The organism is Streptomyces sp. NPDC091271, assembly GCF_044757505.1.
GTDB lineage: Bacteria > Actinomycetota > Actinomycetes > Streptomycetales > Streptomycetaceae > Streptomyces.
Map to the genome: position 1 here is coordinate 543,500 of NZ_JBIVVD010000003.1, position 15,923 is coordinate 559,422.

Annotated in this window: 13 protein-coding genes and 1 pseudogene; 7 read left to right on the top strand and 7 right to left on the bottom strand. The window is 72.0% G+C overall.

The genetic code is table 11. From position 1 onward, the window contains the following. The first annotated feature begins 68 nt into the window (after positions 1-68). Together ACIQM3_RS14245 and ACIQM3_RS14250 are read left to right on the top strand one after the other, a co-directional pair. Complete coding sequence (locus ACIQM3_RS14245; protein WP_401623570.1) at positions 69-1,442, top strand: MFS transporter; 1,374 nt, start codon at positions 69-71, stop codon at positions 1,440-1,442. After that, positions 1,432-2,898 (top strand): annotated as a pseudogene (locus ACIQM3_RS14250) (pyridoxal phosphate-dependent decarboxylase family protein); the annotation flags it as partial. The gene ACIQM3_RS14245 and the pseudogene ACIQM3_RS14250, both read left to right, overlap by 11 nt. 133 nt (positions 2,899-3,031) lie before the next feature. Here ACIQM3_RS14250 and ACIQM3_RS14255 read toward each other — a convergent pair. Both ACIQM3_RS14255 and ACIQM3_RS14260 read right to left on the bottom strand, forming a co-directional pair. Further along, positions 3,032-3,673, bottom strand: a complete 642-nt coding sequence (locus tag ACIQM3_RS14255; RefSeq protein WP_393759367.1) for a superoxide dismutase — start codon at positions 3,671-3,673, stop codon at positions 3,032-3,034. A 97-nt stretch (positions 3,674-3,770) separates the two neighbouring features. Continuing rightward, positions 3,771-4,832 carry a glycerophosphodiester phosphodiesterase family protein gene (locus ACIQM3_RS14260; protein WP_401623573.1) on the bottom strand — a complete coding sequence of 354 codons (1,062 nt, stop codon included), beginning with the start codon at positions 4,830-4,832 and terminating at the stop codon, positions 3,771-3,773. Between the two features lie 126 nt (positions 4,833-4,958). Between ACIQM3_RS14260 and ACIQM3_RS14265 the strand changes: the two genes are divergently transcribed. Beyond that, the gene (locus tag ACIQM3_RS14265) at positions 4,959-5,411 is read left to right on the top strand and encodes a GNAT family N-acetyltransferase (RefSeq protein ID WP_401623575.1); all 453 of its coding nucleotides are present in this window, start codon (positions 4,959-4,961) and stop codon (positions 5,409-5,411) included. Here the strand turns inward: ACIQM3_RS14265 and ACIQM3_RS14270 are convergent. Then, complete coding sequence (locus tag ACIQM3_RS14270) at positions 5,326-6,597, bottom strand: MFS transporter (RefSeq protein WP_401623577.1); 1,272 nt, start codon at positions 6,595-6,597, stop codon at positions 5,326-5,328. The two genes, ACIQM3_RS14265 and ACIQM3_RS14270, sit on opposite strands and share 86 nt — an antisense overlap. A 60-nt stretch (positions 6,598-6,657) precedes the next feature. Between ACIQM3_RS14270 and ACIQM3_RS14275 the strand changes: the two genes are divergently transcribed. Then, positions 6,658-7,623, top strand: a complete 966-nt coding sequence (locus ACIQM3_RS14275) for an ArsR/SmtB family transcription factor (RefSeq protein ID WP_401623579.1) — start codon at positions 6,658-6,660, stop codon at positions 7,621-7,623. A 34-nt stretch (positions 7,624-7,657) separates the two neighbouring features. On the opposite strand, the gene ACIQM3_RS14280 is transcribed toward ACIQM3_RS14275, so the two are convergent. Then, positions 7,658-9,073, bottom strand: coding sequence for an amino acid permease (locus ACIQM3_RS14280; RefSeq protein ID WP_401623581.1), 1,416 nt, complete (start codon positions 9,071-9,073; stop codon positions 7,658-7,660). Positions 9,074-9,192: 119 nt separating this feature from the next. Then, entirely contained in the window at positions 9,193-10,590 is a 1,398-nt protein-coding gene (locus ACIQM3_RS14285) for an amino acid permease (protein WP_401623583.1), read from the bottom strand. Between the two features lie 257 nt (positions 10,591-10,847). On the opposite strand from ACIQM3_RS14285, the gene ACIQM3_RS14290 reads away from it, so the two are divergent. Beyond that, on the top strand, positions 10,848-11,441 hold the full coding sequence (locus tag ACIQM3_RS14290; RefSeq protein WP_033299369.1) for a biotin transporter BioY: 594 nt from the start codon (positions 10,848-10,850) through the stop codon (positions 11,439-11,441). Positions 11,442-11,452: 11 nt separating this feature from the next. On the opposite strand, the gene ACIQM3_RS14295 is transcribed toward ACIQM3_RS14290, so the two are convergent. Both ACIQM3_RS14295 and ACIQM3_RS14300 read right to left on the bottom strand, forming a co-directional pair. Continuing rightward, the gene (locus tag ACIQM3_RS14295; RefSeq protein ID WP_401623585.1) at positions 11,453-12,739 is read right to left on the bottom strand and encodes an FAD-binding oxidoreductase; all 1,287 of its coding nucleotides are present in this window, start codon (positions 12,737-12,739) and stop codon (positions 11,453-11,455) included. A 90-nt stretch (positions 12,740-12,829) separates the two neighbouring features. Further along, positions 12,830-14,275 carry an amino acid permease gene (locus ACIQM3_RS14300; RefSeq protein ID WP_401623587.1) on the bottom strand — a complete coding sequence of 482 codons (1,446 nt, stop codon included), beginning with the start codon at positions 14,273-14,275 and terminating at the stop codon, positions 12,830-12,832. 249 nt (positions 14,276-14,524) lie between these two features. On the opposite strand from ACIQM3_RS14300, the gene ACIQM3_RS14305 reads away from it, so the two are divergent. Beyond that, on the top strand, positions 14,525-15,013 hold the full coding sequence (locus ACIQM3_RS14305) for a ribose-5-phosphate isomerase (protein WP_401623588.1): 489 nt from the start codon (positions 14,525-14,527) through the stop codon (positions 15,011-15,013). Positions 15,014-15,087: 74 nt separating this feature from the next. Next, positions 15,088-15,909 (top strand): Fpg/Nei family DNA glycosylase, encoded by an 822-nt coding sequence (locus ACIQM3_RS14310; protein ID WP_401623590.1) that lies wholly within the window; start codon positions 15,088-15,090, stop codon positions 15,907-15,909. The last annotated feature ends 14 nt before the right edge of the window (positions 15,910-15,923 follow it).

Genomic DNA, 15,923 nt, shown 5'->3' on the forward strand with positions numbered 1-15,923 from the left:
GGCGGAGGGGAGCAGGACGTGGCCCCCGGGTATTGCCGACCGCGTGAACCGTCGTTCATGATCTGCCCATGCCAGCTGCCGGTTCGGATCGCCACGCGGCCACACCCCTGCCGCGCACCGTGCGGATCGGTTACGGGCTCGGGTCCCTGTGCACCGGCACCTTCGCCACTGTGCCGGGCCTGATCCTGCTCTACTACCTCACCAACGTCCTCGCCGTGCCCGCCGCCGTCGCCGGCGCCGCCGTCTTCCTGCCCAAGGCCTGGGACGTCCTGATCAATCCACTGGTCGGCGCGGTCTCCGACCGCAGCCGGCTGCGCGGGGGGCCGCGCAGGCCGTTCCTGCTGACCGGCGCCTGCACCCTGCCGCCGCTCTTCGCGCTGATCTTCGCCGCGCCGCCGCTGCGGGGCGCCCCGGCGGCCGGTTACGTCGCGGTCCTGTTCCTGCTCGCCGCCACCGCGTACGCCGTCTTCCAGGTGCCGTACGTGACCATGCCCGCCGAGATGACCGAGGACCCGCACGAACGCGGCCGCGTCCTCGGCTGGCGCGTGGGGTTCCTCGGCGTCGCCATCCTGCTCTCCGGGGCGCTGGCCCCCGCGATCGCGCACGCCGACGGCGACACCCCGGAGAGCTACCGGCTGATGGGCGTCGGCGTCGCCGTGCTGCTCGCCGTCGGCATGTTCGGGGCGTGGGCGGCCACCCGCCGCGCCCCGGCGGTCGCCCGGAGCGAGGCCGAGCCCACCCTCCGGGCCCAGCTCGCCGCCGCCCGCTCCAGCACCCCCTTCCTGCACCTGGCCGGGATGTGGACGCTGCAGGCGCTAGCGATCGGCGTGATGCTCGCCGGCGTCCAGTACTTCGCGACGTACACCCTCGGCTCGCCGGGCGCGATCACCCCGCTGTTCGCCTGTCTGATCGGCCCACTGGTCCTCTTCATGCCGCTGTGGAACCGGCTGGCCCGCCGCAAGGGCGTGACGTACGCCCAGTGGTGCGCGTCGCTGCTCTACACGGCGGGCGCGGTGCTCCTCGCCTTCACCGGTGTCGTGGGCCCCGCCGTCGGCTACGCGGCGGTCGTCCTCGTCGGGATCGCCTACGCCGGGCTGCAGTTGCTGCCCCTGACGATGCTGGCGGACACCCTGGCCGCGGACGCCGTCACCACCGGCAGACGCAGGGCGGCGACCTTCACCGGACTGTGGACGGCGGCCGAGACCCTCGCCTTCGCCCTGGGCGCGGGGGTGTTCGCCCTCGTCCTGACAGTCACCGGCTTCCGCTCCTCCGACGCCGCGCACCAGGTGGACCAGCCGGAAGCGGCGCTGACCGGGATCACCGCCGGAATGAGCGTGCTGCCCGCCGTGCTCGCCGCCGCCGGCCTCCTGCTGCTGCACCGCTACGGCGCGGCCCCCGCCGCGTCCCGCCCCCTCCAGGAAGAGCCCGCCCGTGCCGACTGATCCCGCCCTGCCCGACGGCCGCTCCGCGGCCGAGGTGCTCGCCGAGCTGCGCGCCCTGCGCCGGGCGGACGCGCCCACCCGTGGGGGCCGCACCTTCGCCTACGTCTACGACGCGGGTCTCGACGGCCTCGACGAGCTGGCCGCCGAGGCGTACACCGCGTTCGCGACGGTCAACGGGCTCGACCCCACCGTCTTCCCGAGCGTGGCCCGGCTGGAGAACGACGTCGTCGGCGCGGTCACCGCCCTGCTCGGCGCCCCCGGCGCGCAGGGGACGTTCACGAGCGGCGGCACGGAAAGCATCCTGCTCGCCGTCAAGACCGCCCGCGACCACGCCCGGACGGTACGGGGGATCACCGAGCCCCAGCTGCTGCTGCCGTCCACCGCCCACGCCGCCTTCCACAAGGCCGCCGCCTACCTGGGCCTGGAACCGGTCGTCGTACCCGTCGACCCCGTCACCTTCCGCGCCGACGCGACCGCCATGGCCGCCGCCCTGACCGACCGCACCGCGCTGGTGGTCGCCTCCGCGCCCTCGTACGCCCACGGGGTCGTCGACCCGGTCGCCGGGATCGCCGCGGCGGCCGCCGCACGCGGGGTGCTCTGCCACGTCGACGCCTGCATCGGCGGCTGGATCCTGCCCTACCTGCGGCGTGCCGGGCGCGAGGTGGAACCCTTCGACCTCTCCGTGCCCGGCGTCACCTCCCTCTCGGTCGACCTGCACAAGTACGCGTACGCCGACAAGGGCGCCTCCGTGGTCCTCTACCGCGATGCCGAGCTCCGCCGCCACCAGTACTTCGCGCACGCCGGCTGGCCCGGCTACCCGGTGGTCAACCCGACCGTGCAGGGCACCAAGTCCGGCGGACTCCTGGCCCAGGCCTGGGCCGTCCTCCAGTACGTGGGCGAGGAGGGCTACACCGCGCTGGCGGGCCGGGTCGCCGAGGCGTCGGACCGGCTGCTCGCGGGGCTGCGGGCGAGCGAGGGCGTGCGGGTGCTCGGCGAACCCGCCGCCGGGCTCGTCGCGTTCACCGTCGCCCGGGACGGCGCCGGCACCCCGGACCTCAGCCTGCTCCTCCATCTCGCCGACGAGATGCGCGAGCTCGGCTGGTACCTCCAGCCGCAGCTCTCCTTCGACGGTCTCCCGCCCAACCTCCACCTCACCCTCACCCCGGCGACGGTCGGCCAGGTCGACGCCCTGCTCGAAGACCTCGGGGCCGCCCTGGCGAAGGCCCGCGCCCTGGAACCGGTGACGGTGGACCCCGCTCTCGCCGACCTCGCGGCCGGGCTGGACCCGCGGACGCTCGGACCGGACGAGGTCGCGGCCGTGCTCGCCTTCGCCGGCCTCGGCGAGGGCGTGGGACTGCCCGGCCGGATGGCCCCCGTACTCGTCCTGCTGGACGCGCTGCCGGGACCCCTCAAGGAGCGGCTGCTCTCCGAGTTCATGGGTTCCGTCTTCCGGATCCGAGAGCCTCCCGCGCCCGGCATGGGAGAACCCCCGCGAGTCACGTCCTCGCGGGGGTTCTCCGTTGATCCGCCTGCCGGGTGAAGGTTGAGAAGACGATCACGAGGCAGGACGCTCGGGTCGCTCCGTCAGGTCAGGGAGCGAGCAGCAGCACGTCCGCGCGCTCCTTGGCGGCGGCGTAGCGCTTCGCCACGTCCTGCCAGTTGACGACGCGCCACATGGCCTCGATGAAATCCACCTTCTGGTTCTTGTACTGCAGGTAGAAGGCGTGCTCCCAGGCGTCGAACACCAGGATCGGCACCGAGCCCTGACCGACGTTGCCCTGGTGGTCGTAGACCTGCTCGACGATCAGCTTGCCGCTGACCGGCTCGTAGGCGAGGACGCCCCAGCCGGAGCCCTGCGTGGTGGCCGCGGCCTTCGTCAGCTGGGACTTGAAGCCGGCGTACGAACCGAAGGAGTCCGCGATCGCGTCGGCCAGGTCACCCACACCGTCCGCCGCGAGAGGCTCGCCACCGCCGTCGCCGGTCATGTTGTGCCAGTAGATCGAGTGCAGGATGTGGCCGGAGAGGTGGAAGGCGAGGTTCTTCTGGAGGCCGTTGATCGCACCCCAGGCCTCCTTGTCGCGGGCCTCTTCCAGCTGCTCCAGGGTGTCGTTCGCACCCTTGACGTACGCGGCGTGGTGCTTGTCGTGATGGAGCTCGATGATCTGCGGATTGATGACCGGTTCGAGCGCCGCGTAGTCGTACGGGAGTTCCGGAAGCGTGTACGTGGCCATGGGTTCGAACCCTCCAACTGCTACCTGGTGGTTATTGCAAGTCCTTCGCAATTGCAGGCTAGCAGGAGGAGGGCCCGAAGGTGATCAACCGTTCGTCCTAGGACCGGAGGGCGTCGCGGGCGATCGCCGCCAGATCGGGGAAGTCCGTCACGACGGCGTCCACGCCCCGGCCGAAGTGGAAGGCGTACTCGGCGAACGCGTCACCGAAGTCGTTCGGCGCGGTGCCCTTCCGGTACTCGGCCGGGAGGTACTGGTTCTCGGCGCGGAAGGTGTAGGCCCCGACCTTCAGCCCGGCGGCGTGCGCGTCCTCCAGCAGGGTGAGCGGAGGGACCAGCGAGGACTTGTCAGGGCCGATCCACCCGGCGTACGAGGCGATCTCGCGCAGCCCCGCCGGCGTCCTCATCTCCTCGTACGTCACCGGGTGGCCGTACGGTCCGCCGCTCGTCCCCAGCGCCTGCCACAGCGGGAGACCGAGGCGCGCGGCGGCCACCTCGCGGAGGCTGGACGGCTCGAAGGACTGGACGACGCAGTCGCGTGCGGTCAGCCGGTTGCGGCGGACGAGCCTGATGAGTTCCGGCTCCAGGGGCAGGCCGACCGAGCGGAAGTACGTCGGGTGCTTCGTCTCCGGGAAGACCGCGATCCGGCGGCCGTGCTCCTTCGACAGGGCGCGGGCCAGGTCGACGACCTCCTGGAAGGTCATGATCCGCTCGCGGCCGTCGAAGACGGTGTTGCGGTTACGGACCAGGGGGAGCCGCTCCACCGCACGCAGCGTCCTCAGCTCGGCGAGGGTGAAGTCCTCGGTGAACCAGCCGGTGACGGCGCGCCCGTCCACCGTCTTCGTGGTGCGGCGGCCGGCGAACTCGGGGTGCCGGGCCACGTCCGTGGTGCCGGAGATCTCGTTCTCGTGACGCACCACCAGGACGTGGTCCTTCGTGGGGACCAGGTCGGGCTCGATCCAGTCGGCCCCGGCCCGCACCGCGAAGGTGTAGGCGGAGGCGGTGTGTTCGGGCCGCCATCCGGCGGCGCCCCGGTGGCCGATGACGAGCGGCCCTCTCCGGCCCCCATGCGGTTCGGAGGCGACGGCGGGGGCCGCCGTGGCGGCGGAGACGGCGGCTGTGGCCAGAAGGATCGAGCGGCGGCGCGGGTGCTGGAAAGCCATGCGGGCTCCTCGGTAGGCGCGGAGCAACCACCGAAGCCACACGGGGTTACGCCAGGGCGGACGGAACCTTGCTGCCTCATGTACGGCCACGCGTACGGTACTCGGCAGCCGGCACAGGAGGAAGGCATGGAGCTACGACCGGGGCGGCCCGGGGAAGCCGCGGCGCTGACAGAGCTGGCCCTGCGGTCCAAGGCCCACTGGGGTTACGACGAGGCGTTCATGGCGGCCTGCCGCGACGAACTGACGGTCCGCCCCGGCGACACGGCCGGCGGTCGCGCTGTGGTCGCGGAGGAGGACGGCCGCCTGCTGGGCTTCACCACCCTGGCCGGGGAACCGCCCGAGGGCGCACTCGCGATGATGTTCGTCGAGCCGGACACCATCGGCCGGGGCGTGGGCCGGCTCCTGTTCGAGCACACCATGACGCAGGCCCGCCGGCTGGGCTTCGTACGGCTCACCATCGACGCCGACCTGAACGCCGAGCCCTTCTACACGGCTATGGGCGCGGTGCGGATCGGCGCCACCCCTTCCGGCTCGATCCCGGGGCGCGAACTGCCGCTGCTGGAGCTCGCTCTCGGATGACGGTCACGTGGGGCGGCGCGGCCTGTACGCGGTCCCGCCGCAGCCCCGGCGCCAGGGCCAGCGTCACCATGAGGGAGGCCGCCGCCATCACGGTGATCGCCGTCGCGGGGGAGGACCGCTGGGCGAGGGCGCCCGCGAGCGCGGCCGCCACGCCCTGCATGGCGAGCATTCCGGAGGAGTGCAGACCTAGGGCCTGGCCCGTCATCGCGTCCGGAGTCAGCGCCATCAGGCGCTCCTGGAACACCAGGCTCGCGGAGAAGGCGGTGGAGGCGACCGCCGCGAGGACCAGGGCCAGGGGCAGCGCCGGGTGCAGCGCGAACAGCAGATAGGGCGCGGCCAGCAGCAGGAGCAGCGGTGTGCCCAGCCGTCCGCGCCACCGCGCGGGCACGAAGCGGCCCGTCACCGTGTCCCCGACCAGCATCCCCAGCGCCGCACAGGCGAAGAGCAGCCCCGCCCGGTCCGGCCGGTAGGGCACGAAGAGTGATTCGCAGCCGACGACCAGCCCGTTGGGCAGCCAGAGCGAGAGGTACACACGCCGTCGGGGGGCCGAGGACCACAGCAGCGCGTTGGTCCGCCAGGTCTCGCCCACCGAGGGCCGGCCGGCCGCCCGGGGCGGGCGGCGCGCCAGGCCGAACCAGGCAGCCGCGGCGCCGGCCACGTACAGGCCGGCCGAGACGAGGAGCGTGCCGCGCGGGGACAGCACGGCGACCAGGACGCCGCCGGCCGCGTACCCGCAGATCTGCATGGTGCCGGAGCACATGTTGAGCACCGAACGCCCCAGCAGGAAGGTGTTTTTGGGGAGCACCTCGTTGAGCAGTCCGTACCGCACCCCGCCGGTCACCGCCGCGACGACCCCCTCGCCCAGGACGACGGCGAACATCAGCGGCAGCGGCAGCCCGGGTACGGCCAGGACGGCGGTCCCGACGCCGAAGGCGAGCGCCGCGCCGCTCAGCGCTCCACGCGGCGGGAGCCGGTCGGCCGCCGACATCAGCAGGGTCGCGCCGATCAGCTGGGCGAGTGAGGCACCGAACATGGAGAGCGCGGAGAGCAGCGGCGACCCGGTCGTGGTGAACACGAGGACACCCAGGGCCAGTCCGCTCGTCGTCGAGGCGGCACCCTGCAGTGCGCTCGTCGCGAAGAGGGGCCCGAACTGCGGCACACGGAACACGTCCCGGTAGGTGAGCATGCCGGGAAGTCTCGGCCGGGGTTCCGCACAGCCGTTACTGTTTCGCGAGGAGGCGAAACCATGGGCTGGTGGCAGGTCAACGCGGACACCCTGGCCGCCGGGCGCTTCGTCGTGTCGGAACTGGCCGAGGCCACCGCGACCCTCCAGTTCCTGGAGAGCGGAGTGGCCACGAACCCGGCCGAACGCGCCTGGTCCGACACCCATCGGCCCGCCTACCGGGAGCGGCTGGCCGAGGACCCGGTCACGGCGGAGCTCGTACGGACCGGGCTCGGCGGCCACTGGATCGCGGACTTCCTCACCCCCACACCCACCGGCGGGACCACGTTCGCCCAGGATCTGGCCCTGGTGCGCGAGACCTCCCCGGAGGAGGCCCGCGCCGACCTGGAGGTGTCCCGGGGCGGCCCGCTCCCGGCGGTCCTCCACCGGGAGGACCTGCCGCGGAGCGCTGCCGACCTGCTGGAATGGGTATGGGAGCGGATCGTGCTCCCGGACTGGCCGCGCCGCCGACGGATCGTCGAGGCGGACGTGGTGGCGCGCGCGGGGCAGCTCAGCCAGGGCGGCTGGGCGGCCGCGCTGGACACGCTGAACCCCGGCATGCGCTGGCTGGGCGGCAGCCGCCTCCAGGTCAACCCGCGCGACTACCCGCCCCGTGAACTCGACGGCGTACAGCTGGTGTTCGTCCCCGTCACACCACGCCAGGGCTGGGTCTCCTGGGACGCCGCCGCACGGCGGTACGCGGTCGTGTACGCCTGCTCCGGAACGCTGTCGGACGCGGACCGGCCCGCCGTCCCCGACAGCCTCGGCCGGCTGCTGGGGCCCGCGCGGGCCGGTGTGCTCGTGCTGCTCGACCGGCCCAGGAGCACCACGGAACTGGTGGCGCTGACCGGCCAGGGGCTGGGATCGGTCGGCCGCCACCTGAAGGTGCTGCTGGACGCGGGCCTGGCGGGGCGCCGCAGGTCGGGCCGCTCGGTGCTCTACTTCCGCACGGAGGCGGGCGAGGTGCTCCTGCGGGCCGGGGCGATCTGAGGCGCGTCGCGGGCAGCGGTGGGCCGAACCGCGGTCAGCTCCCGGCCGGCGCGCGGCGCTCCGCCCGCTTCTGCCGCACGAGGCCGATCACGATCAGCACCGCGGTGAGCGCGCCGGTCGCCAGCAGCTGGTCGCGTGTGTCGGGCTGGCGCAGCATCAGGACGAAGATGCCGGCCATGGCCACCAGCGCCACGATCGTCAGGCCCGGGAAGAGCCACATCCGGACGACGAGCCGCTCCAGGGCCTCGCGCTCCGTCCGCTTGCGCAAAATCAGCTGGGAGACGGCGATGAAGATCCAGACGACCAGGATCACGGCGCCGATCATGTTGAGGAGCCACGGGAAGACGTCCTCGGGGCGCCAGTAGCTGAGCAGCACGCAGAGGAAGCCGAAGACCGACGAGGCGAGCACGGCGTTGCGCGGGACGCCCGAGGAGATTTTGCCGAGCACCTTCGGGCCCTGGCCGCGGGCGACCAGGGAGCAGGCCATGCGCGACGAGCCGTAGATGTTGGCGTTCATCGCGGAGAGCAGGGCGACCAGGATGACCACGTTCATGATCTCCGCGGCGCCGCTGATGCCGAGGTGGTCGAGCATCGCGTAGAACGGGCCGACCTCGGCGACCGTGGGGTCGTCCCACGGCACGAGGGTCACGATGACCGCCATCGAGCCGATGTAGAAGACCGCGATGCGCCACATCGCCGTACGCACCGCCTTCGCGACGCCCCGCACCGGGTTCTCGGACTCGGCGGCGGCGATGGTGACGGTCTCCAGGCCGCCGTACGCGAAGACGGAGGCGAGCAGGCCGATGATGAGGCCCTCCGAGCCGTGCGGCATGAAGCCGCCGTCCCCGGTGAGGTTCGAGGTGCCGGGGGAGTCCGTGCCGGGCAGCACGCCCAGGATCGCGAGGATGCCCAGCACGAGGAAGAGCGTGATCGCGATGACCTTGAGCGCGGCGAACCAGAACTCGAACTCGCCGAAGTTCTTCACGGCGGCGAGATTCGTGCCGAGGAAGATCACCATGAACAGGGCGACCCAGGCCCACTCCGGCGTACCGGGCAGCCAGCCCGTGACGATCTGCGCGGCGCCGATGCCCTCCAGTCCGACGGCGACACAGAGCAGCACCCAGAACGACCATCCGGCGGTGAAGCCCGCCCACGGCCCGATCGCCCGTTCCGCGTGGACGGAGAAGGAGCCGGACGCGGGGTTGGCCGCGGACATCTCTCCGAGCATCCGCATCACGAACATGACCAGCAGTCCGGAGATGCCGTACGCGATGACGATCGAGGGGCCGGCCGCGGCGATGCCCGCGCCCGAGCCGACGAACAGCCCGGCCCCGATCACACCGCCGAGGGCGATCATCGACAGATGGCGCTGCTTGAGGCCGTGGGTGAGCGCGGAGTCGGCGGTGGGGGCGGCGGCGTCCGTGGGGGGCGGCGCGGAGGTCCGGGACATGGACAGGCTCTGTTCACTGGTCGGGACAGGGGACGGCCCACAGTCTGGCCACGAGCTCCGGCCACGGGGAACCGTTGTCCGCTATACGGTCACCGGGCTCACACAAGGTGTCCACCCGCCTACACCTTCGTGCGCAGCTCCCGCACCGCCGCCACGAGCAGCACCAGTGCGGTGGCCCCGGCCGACCACAGCACCTGCGGGCGGGCCGCGTCGTCGGTGAGCATCAGCAGCAGGACGGCCAGCAGACCGGCCAGGGTCACCCACGTCAGGTAGGGGAAGCACCACATCCGCAACGCCAGGGCGTCCGGCGCCTCCCGTTCGAGCCGGCGCCGCAGCCGCAGCTGCGAGGCGGCGATCAGGCCCCAGACGAACAGCAGGACCGCCCCGACGGAGTTGAGCATGTAGAGGAAGACGGTGTCGGGCCATTCGAGATTGAGCAGCACGGAGACGAAGCCGAAGGCCACCGAGGCCAGCACCGCCCGACGGGGCACCCCGCCCCCGCCGCCCTGCCCGCCGGACACCTTCAGCAGCCCGCGCGGCGCCTCGCCGCGCTCGGCCAGCGAGAAGATCATCCGGGACGAGCCGTACAGATTGGCGTTGAGCGCCGAGAGCAGCGCCACGAACACCACGATGTTCATGATCTGCCCGGCCGACGGCACCCCGACGGAGTCCAGGACCTTCACGTACGGGCTGAGCCCGGCCCGCTGCGCGGTCCACGGCAGCACGGTCACGATCACCAGCATCGAACCGACGTAGAAGAAGAGGATGCGGACCACCGCGCTGCGCACCGCGCGCCCCACGGCGCGGGCCGGATCGTCGGTCTCGGCCGCCGCGATCGTCACGACCTCCAGGCCGCCGAAGGCGAAGACCACCGTCAGCACACCGGAGACCACGCCGTCCCAGCCGTTCGGCAGGAAGCCGCCCTGGCCGGTCAGGTTGGTCAGACCCACCGGATCCGTGTCCGGAAGGACGCCGAAGACGGCCAGCAGGCCGAGGACCAGGAAGGCCACGATCGCGGCCACCTTCAGGGCGGCGAACCAGAACTCGAACTCGCCGAAGTTCTTCACCGCTGTCAGGTTGGCCACGGTGAACACCACCATGAACAGCAGCACCCAGAGCCACTGGTCCACCGCGGGCACCCAGGCATGGGCGATCTGTGCGGCCGCCGTCGCCTCCACGGCGAGCACCACCACCAGCATGAACCAGTAGAGCCAGCCCACACTGAAGCCGGCCCACCGGCCCAGCGCGCGCTCCGCGTGGACGGAGAAGGAACCCGACGCGGGCATCGCGGCCGACATCTCGCCGAGCATCCGCATCACCAGCATCGCCAGCACGCCCGCGATCAGATACGAGACGACGACGGCGGGCCCCGCGACCGCGATCCCGGCGCCCGACCCGACGAAGAGACCGGCGCCGATCACCCCGCCCAGACCGAGCATCGTCAGATGCCGTTGCTTCAGGCCGTGGGCCAGGGGTTCGGACCGTACGGGGGAGTGCGTGGGGGGCGCGTCGTGCATGAGCTGCGGATCACTCTCGGATCATTTATGGGGAACCTACAGTCTCACGGGACGGCACCCCTTCCCGAACTGAGTGCCGGGCACACCCCCACCTCCGTGACCAGCATCACGCCGAGGGGTCATTGCGTCACGCTCTTTGTGTGAACCCGACTAACCCCTCAACCGCCGCTTTGTGGGCGGCTGATGGTGATCCGGGGATGTGCCGTCGGCTAACGTCGGCTCCAGTCCTGCCTGCCGACCTCACCCGCGGAGTCCCGATGAGTACTGCTGCCGCCCCCGTCCGTTCCGGAGCGGTCCTCGCCGACCTGCTGCCCGCAGCCCGGCACCGCTACGCCGTGGACACGGCGCTGGTCGTCGGTGGCGCCGCCCTCACCGGCATCGCGGCCCAGATCGCCGTGCCCGTCCCCGGCTCCCCGGTCCCCGTCACCGGCCAGACCTTCGCCGCACTGCTCATCGGCACCGCGCTCGGCGCCCGCCGCGGCTTCCTCTCCCTCGCCCTGTACGCGCTCGTCGGCATGGCCGGCATGCCGTGGTTCTCCGAGGGGACCTCGGGACCGGGCGGCGCCTCGTTCGGCTACGTCCTCGGCATGCTGCTCGCCGCGACGGTCGTCGGCGGCCTGGCCCGCCGGGGCGGTGACCGGTCCGTCCTGCGCACCGCGGGCACCATGGCGGTCGGCTCCCTGATCATCTACGCGGTCGGCGTTCCCTACCTGGCGCTCTCCACCGGCATGTCGATGAGCGCCGCGGTCGCGGCCGGCCTCGTGCCGTTCCTGATCGGCGACGCGCTCAAGGCCGCACTGGCCATGGGCGCGCTCCCCGCCTCCTGGAAGCTCATCGGGCGCCGAGGCTGAGCCGAAAGACCTCAGTAGGCACCACCGAAGAGGCTCGCCGGGTCGTATCGCGACACCAGACCGGCGAGCCTCTCGCGTGTCCGGGGCCCGTGCACTCCCCGGTACGTCTCCGCGCGGTCCCCGCCGCCGAAGGCGAAGTTCAGCGCACGGCCCAGGGCGTACGGCGCCGTCTCCCCGGCCACCCGCGCGTACAGCGCCCGCACCGCCTTCACGTCCGTACCGTCCAGCGGTGACAGCAGCCGCAGCAGGAAGCCCGCGTCCCGGTGCGGCACCGCGCTGTCGTGGGCGGGCCGCTCGGCCAGGGCGCCGCCCAGGTGGTTGAGCTGGACCACCGTCATCATCGGGGCCTTCGGCCCGGTCAGCTCCAGCACCCGCCCGGCCGTCCCGGCGTCCAGGTCGCGCAGCATCACTCCCTCGCCGTGGTAGGCGTGCGGGAACGGCGGATCGCTGTGGATGGTGTGGCTCTCGGTGTACGGCAACTCCCGCAGCGAGTCGGAGAGCGCCGGCCCGACCGCCCGCAGCGGCGCCACCAGGGCCTCGCCTTCCGCTGCCGTGCCGGTGTACGCGACCCGCACCGAGATCACGTACCGCCCCCGCAGTGCTTCCGGCAGCTGCGGCACGTCGGGGTAGCACGTCGCCGCCAGCGAGGAGGTGCACGTCTCCGGCACGGTCCGCGTCCACTCCAGGTAGCGCCGCAGCACATCCGGTGCCGCGTCCCCGTCGAAGGCCAGCGAGCCGCCGTACAGCCGCTCCACGGCCACCAGGCCGATCTCCAGCCCCGTCACGACGCCCAGCCGGTGCCCGCCGCCCCGCAGCCCCCAGAAGAGCTCCGGTTCGGTGTCCGGGGTGACGTGGCGCGGCACACCGTCGCCGGTCACCACGTCGAGCGAGCGGACGTGGTCGGCGGCGTAGCCGAACTCCCGGGCCAGAATGCCCAGCCCGCCGCCCAGCGTGTACGAGACCGCGCCCACGCCCGGCGACGAGCCGTTCAGCGGGGCGAGTCCGTGCGGGGCGGCCGCGGCGACGACCGCGCCCCAGGTGGTGCCCGCCCCGATGCGCGCGGTGCGGCGCCCGGGATCGACCTCGACGCCGTCCATCCGGTGGGTACGGACCAGCAGCCCGCCCTCGACCGGGCCCGGCAGTCCGTGCCCGGTCGCGTGGACGGCGACGGACAGGCCGCGCGTGGCGGCGTCGCGCACCGCGGCCAGGACGTCGGCGGCGTCCGAAGCCTCCACCAGGAGATCGGGGCGGATGGCGAAGGCGGTCTGGAAACTCTCGATCGCGGGGGTCGCGGTCATGACGAAGGCTCTCCGTTCGCTCGCGGGATCGCGGGGCGAGGGAGAGCCTTCCGGGTATACCTGACATCCGCCGTCAGGTATGGGTGCCGATCACTCGACCGGCGCGGCCGCCTTCGCCTTCCGGCTGCGGGCGTCGCGCACCAGCGAGATCCCCACGACCAGGGCCGCGACCAGCAGCGAGAGCAGCACCTGCTCGCGCCCGGCGTCGTCGGTCAGCATGTAGACGAGGACGAAGGAGATCATCGCGATCGTCGCCCAGGTCAGATACGGGAAGAGCCACATCCGTACGACGAGCTTCTCGGGCGACTCGCGCAGGATGATGCCGCGCATCCGCAGCTGGGTGAAGCAGATCACCAGCCACACGAACAGGGCGACCGCTCCGGAGGAGTTCAGCAGGAACGCGAAGACCGTGTCGGGCCACTGGTAGTTGAAGAACACGGCGACGAAGCCGAACACCACGGACGACAGGATCGCCGCCTGCGGCACGCCCCGCTTGTTCACCCTGGCGAACGCCTTGGGCGCGTCCCCCCGCTGTCCCAGCGAGAAGGCCATGCGCGAGGCCGTGTAGAGGCCGGAGTTGAGACAGGACAGCACGGCGGTCAGCACGATGACGTTCATGACCTGGCCGGCGTGCGGGATTCCGATGACGTTCAGCGCGGCGACGTACGAACCGTCCTTGACGATCGACGCGTCGTTCCACGGCAGCAGCGTGAGGACGATGAAGATCGACCCCAGGTAGAAGATGGCGATACGCCAGATCACGCTGTTGGTGGCCTTGGAGACGGCGCGGCGCGGGTCCTCGGACTCACCGGCCGCCAGCGTCACGATCTCGCTGCCCATGAAGGAGAAGACGACCATCAGCACACCCGTGAGGATGGCGCCCGGCCCCTCGGGGAAGAACCCGCCGGTGTCCGTGAGGTGGGCGAGGCCCGGCCCCGGGCTGTCCGAACCCGGCAGGACGCCGAAGACGGCGAGCAGGCCGACGACGACGAAGGCGCCGATCGCCACGACCTTGATCCCGGCGAACCAGAACTCGAACTCGCCGTACGAGCCGACGGAGACCAGGTTGGTCGCCGTCAGCACCACCATGACGATCAGGGCCCACGCCCACTGCGGTACGCCGGGGACCCAGCCCTCCAGGATCTTGGCACCCGCCGTGGCCTCGACGGCGAGCACCACGACCCAGAAGAACCAGTACAGCCAGCCGATGGAGAAGCCGGCCCAGCGGCCCAGGGCCTGGTCGGCGTAGGCGGAGAAGGAACCCGAGCTCGGCCGGGCGACGGCCATCTCGCCGAGCATCCGCATGACGAAGACGACCATCAGGCCGACCAGCGCGTACGACAGGAGAATGGCGGGTCCCGCGGCGGCGATGCCGGCCCCGGAGCCGACGAAGAGGCCCGCTCCGATCACGCCGCCGATGGCGATCATCGAGAGATGACGGTTCTTGAGGCCGGCCTGGAGGCCGTCCGGGGAACCCGGCTTACCCGGCTCGCCGGGCTGTTGGCCCGGTCCAGCCAGCGTCGTCTGCGACGTCATGGATCGAATCCTTACGTTTTCTGATCACGTGTGTCGGGTGTTGCCTTCGGCGGGGGTGGTGCGAAGGCAAGGCCACGCATTCAAGCCCGACCGGCACCGAGATCGGAACCCCCTAGTCCGTTTCCTTGACCCGATCGTTGCCCGTGTGGCTTTGCGCACAGCCCCGGTATGAACCGGACCCGTGGAAAGCCCGGTGGGTCCCGACCCCGCTGACGATTACCCCGCCCCGTCCGTGCCACACTTCGCTCCATGCGCGTGTACCTCGGCTCCGACCATGCCGGCTTCGAATTGAAGAACCACCTCGTCGAGTGGCTCACCGCCCACGGCCACGAGGCCCTCGACTGCGGTCCTCACATCTACGACGCCCAGGACGACTACCCGCCGTTCTGCCTCCGTGCCGCCGAGCGGACGGCCGCGGACAAGGACAGCCTCGGAATCGTCATCGGCGGCTCCGGCAACGGCGAGCAGATCGCAGCGAACAAGGTCAAGGGCGTCCGTGCCGCGCTCGCCTGGAGCGAGCAGACCGCCGCGCTCGGCCGTGAGCACAACGACGCCAACGTGGTGGCCATCGGCGGCCGGATGCACACGGTGGAGGAGTCCACCAAGTTCGTCGAGATCTTCCTGGCCACCCCGTACTCGGGTGAGGAGCGCCACACGCGCCGCATCGAGATGCTCTCGGCGTACGAGAACACCGGCGAGCTCCCCCCGATCCCGGCCCACCACCCGCAGCAGGGCTGAACAGCCCCGCACCCGCTTCCCCTGTGCCGCCGGGCCCGTACCCGGCGGCACAGGCGCGTCACCAGGAGAACGCCGTGCCCGAGGGGCATACGATCCACCGCCTCGCCGCGGACCACCACGAGCGGTTCGCGGGCCGCCCGGTGCGCGTGAGCAGCCCCCAGGGCAAGTTCTCCGACAGCGCGGCCCTGCTGGACGGCCGGACCCTCACCGGCGTCGACGCGCACGGCAAGCACCTCTTCCTCGGCTTCGAGGGATCGGTCTGGGTCCACATCCACCTCGGCCTCTTCGGCAAGCTCGGCTTCGGCGCGGCTCCGGCGCCGCCGCCCACCGACACGGTCCGGCTGCGCCTGCTCAACGAGGCCCACCACGCCGATCTGCGCGGCCCCACCACGTGCGCCCTGATCACGGGCCCCGAGAAGCGCGCGATACACGACCGGCTCGGCCCGGACCCGCTGCGTGCCGACGAGGACGGCGAGCGGGCCTGGCAGCGGATCTCCCGCAGCCGCGTCACGGTCGCAGCCCTGCTGATGGACCAGAAGGTCGTCGCGGGCGTCGGCAACGTCTACCGCGCCGAGGTCCTCTTCCGGCACGGCATCGACCCGTACCGCCCGGGGAAGGACCTCACGCGCGGTGAGTGGGACGCGGTCTGGACCGACCTCGGCGCCCTGATGCGCGAGGGTGTGCGGAACAACCGCATCGACACGGTCCGCCCCGAGCATCTGCCGGAGGCGATGGGCAGGCCCCCGCGGGTCGACGACCACGGCGGCGAGGTGTACGTCTACCGCCGCGCCAGGCAGGCCTGCCACATCTGCGGCACCGAGGTCCGTACGGCGGACCTGGCGGCCCGCAACCTCTTCTGGTGCCCGGTCTGCCAGCCGTCGGTGTCGGGCCGGTAGGCAGGCCGGAGACC

Excerpts from the sequence above, each read along its gene's own strand:
- ACIQM3_RS14300 (WP_401623587.1), bottom strand. The coding sequence starts at position 14,275 with ATGACGTCGCAGACGACGCTGGCTGGACCGGGCCAACAGCCCGGCGAG.
- ACIQM3_RS14285 (WP_401623583.1), bottom strand. The coding sequence starts at position 10,590 with ATGCACGACGCGCCCCCCACGCACTCCCCCGTACGGTCCGAACCCCTG.
- ACIQM3_RS14275 (WP_401623579.1), top strand. The coding sequence starts at position 6,658 with ATGGGCTGGTGGCAGGTCAACGCGGACACCCTGGCCGCCGGGCGCTTC.
- ACIQM3_RS14295 (WP_401623585.1), bottom strand. The coding sequence starts at position 12,739 with ATGACCGCGACCCCCGCGATCGAGAGTTTCCAGACCGCCTTCGCCATC.
- ACIQM3_RS14255 (WP_393759367.1), bottom strand. The coding sequence starts at position 3,673 with ATGGCCACGTACACGCTTCCGGAACTCCCGTACGACTACGCGGCGCTC.
- ACIQM3_RS14245 (WP_401623570.1), top strand. The coding sequence starts at position 69 with ATGCCAGCTGCCGGTTCGGATCGCCACGCGGCCACACCCCTGCCGCGC.
- ACIQM3_RS14305 (WP_401623588.1), top strand. The coding sequence starts at position 14,525 with ATGCGCGTGTACCTCGGCTCCGACCATGCCGGCTTCGAATTGAAGAAC.
- ACIQM3_RS14290 (WP_033299369.1), top strand. The coding sequence starts at position 10,848 with ATGAGTACTGCTGCCGCCCCCGTCCGTTCCGGAGCGGTCCTCGCCGAC.
- ACIQM3_RS14280 (WP_401623581.1), bottom strand. The coding sequence starts at position 9,073 with ATGTCCCGGACCTCCGCGCCGCCCCCCACGGACGCCGCCGCCCCCACC.
- ACIQM3_RS14270 (WP_401623577.1), bottom strand. The coding sequence starts at position 6,597 with ATGCTCACCTACCGGGACGTGTTCCGTGTGCCGCAGTTCGGGCCCCTC.
- ACIQM3_RS14260 (WP_401623573.1), bottom strand. The coding sequence starts at position 4,832 with ATGGCTTTCCAGCACCCGCGCCGCCGCTCGATCCTTCTGGCCACAGCC.
- ACIQM3_RS14265 (WP_401623575.1), top strand. The coding sequence starts at position 4,959 with ATGGAGCTACGACCGGGGCGGCCCGGGGAAGCCGCGGCGCTGACAGAG.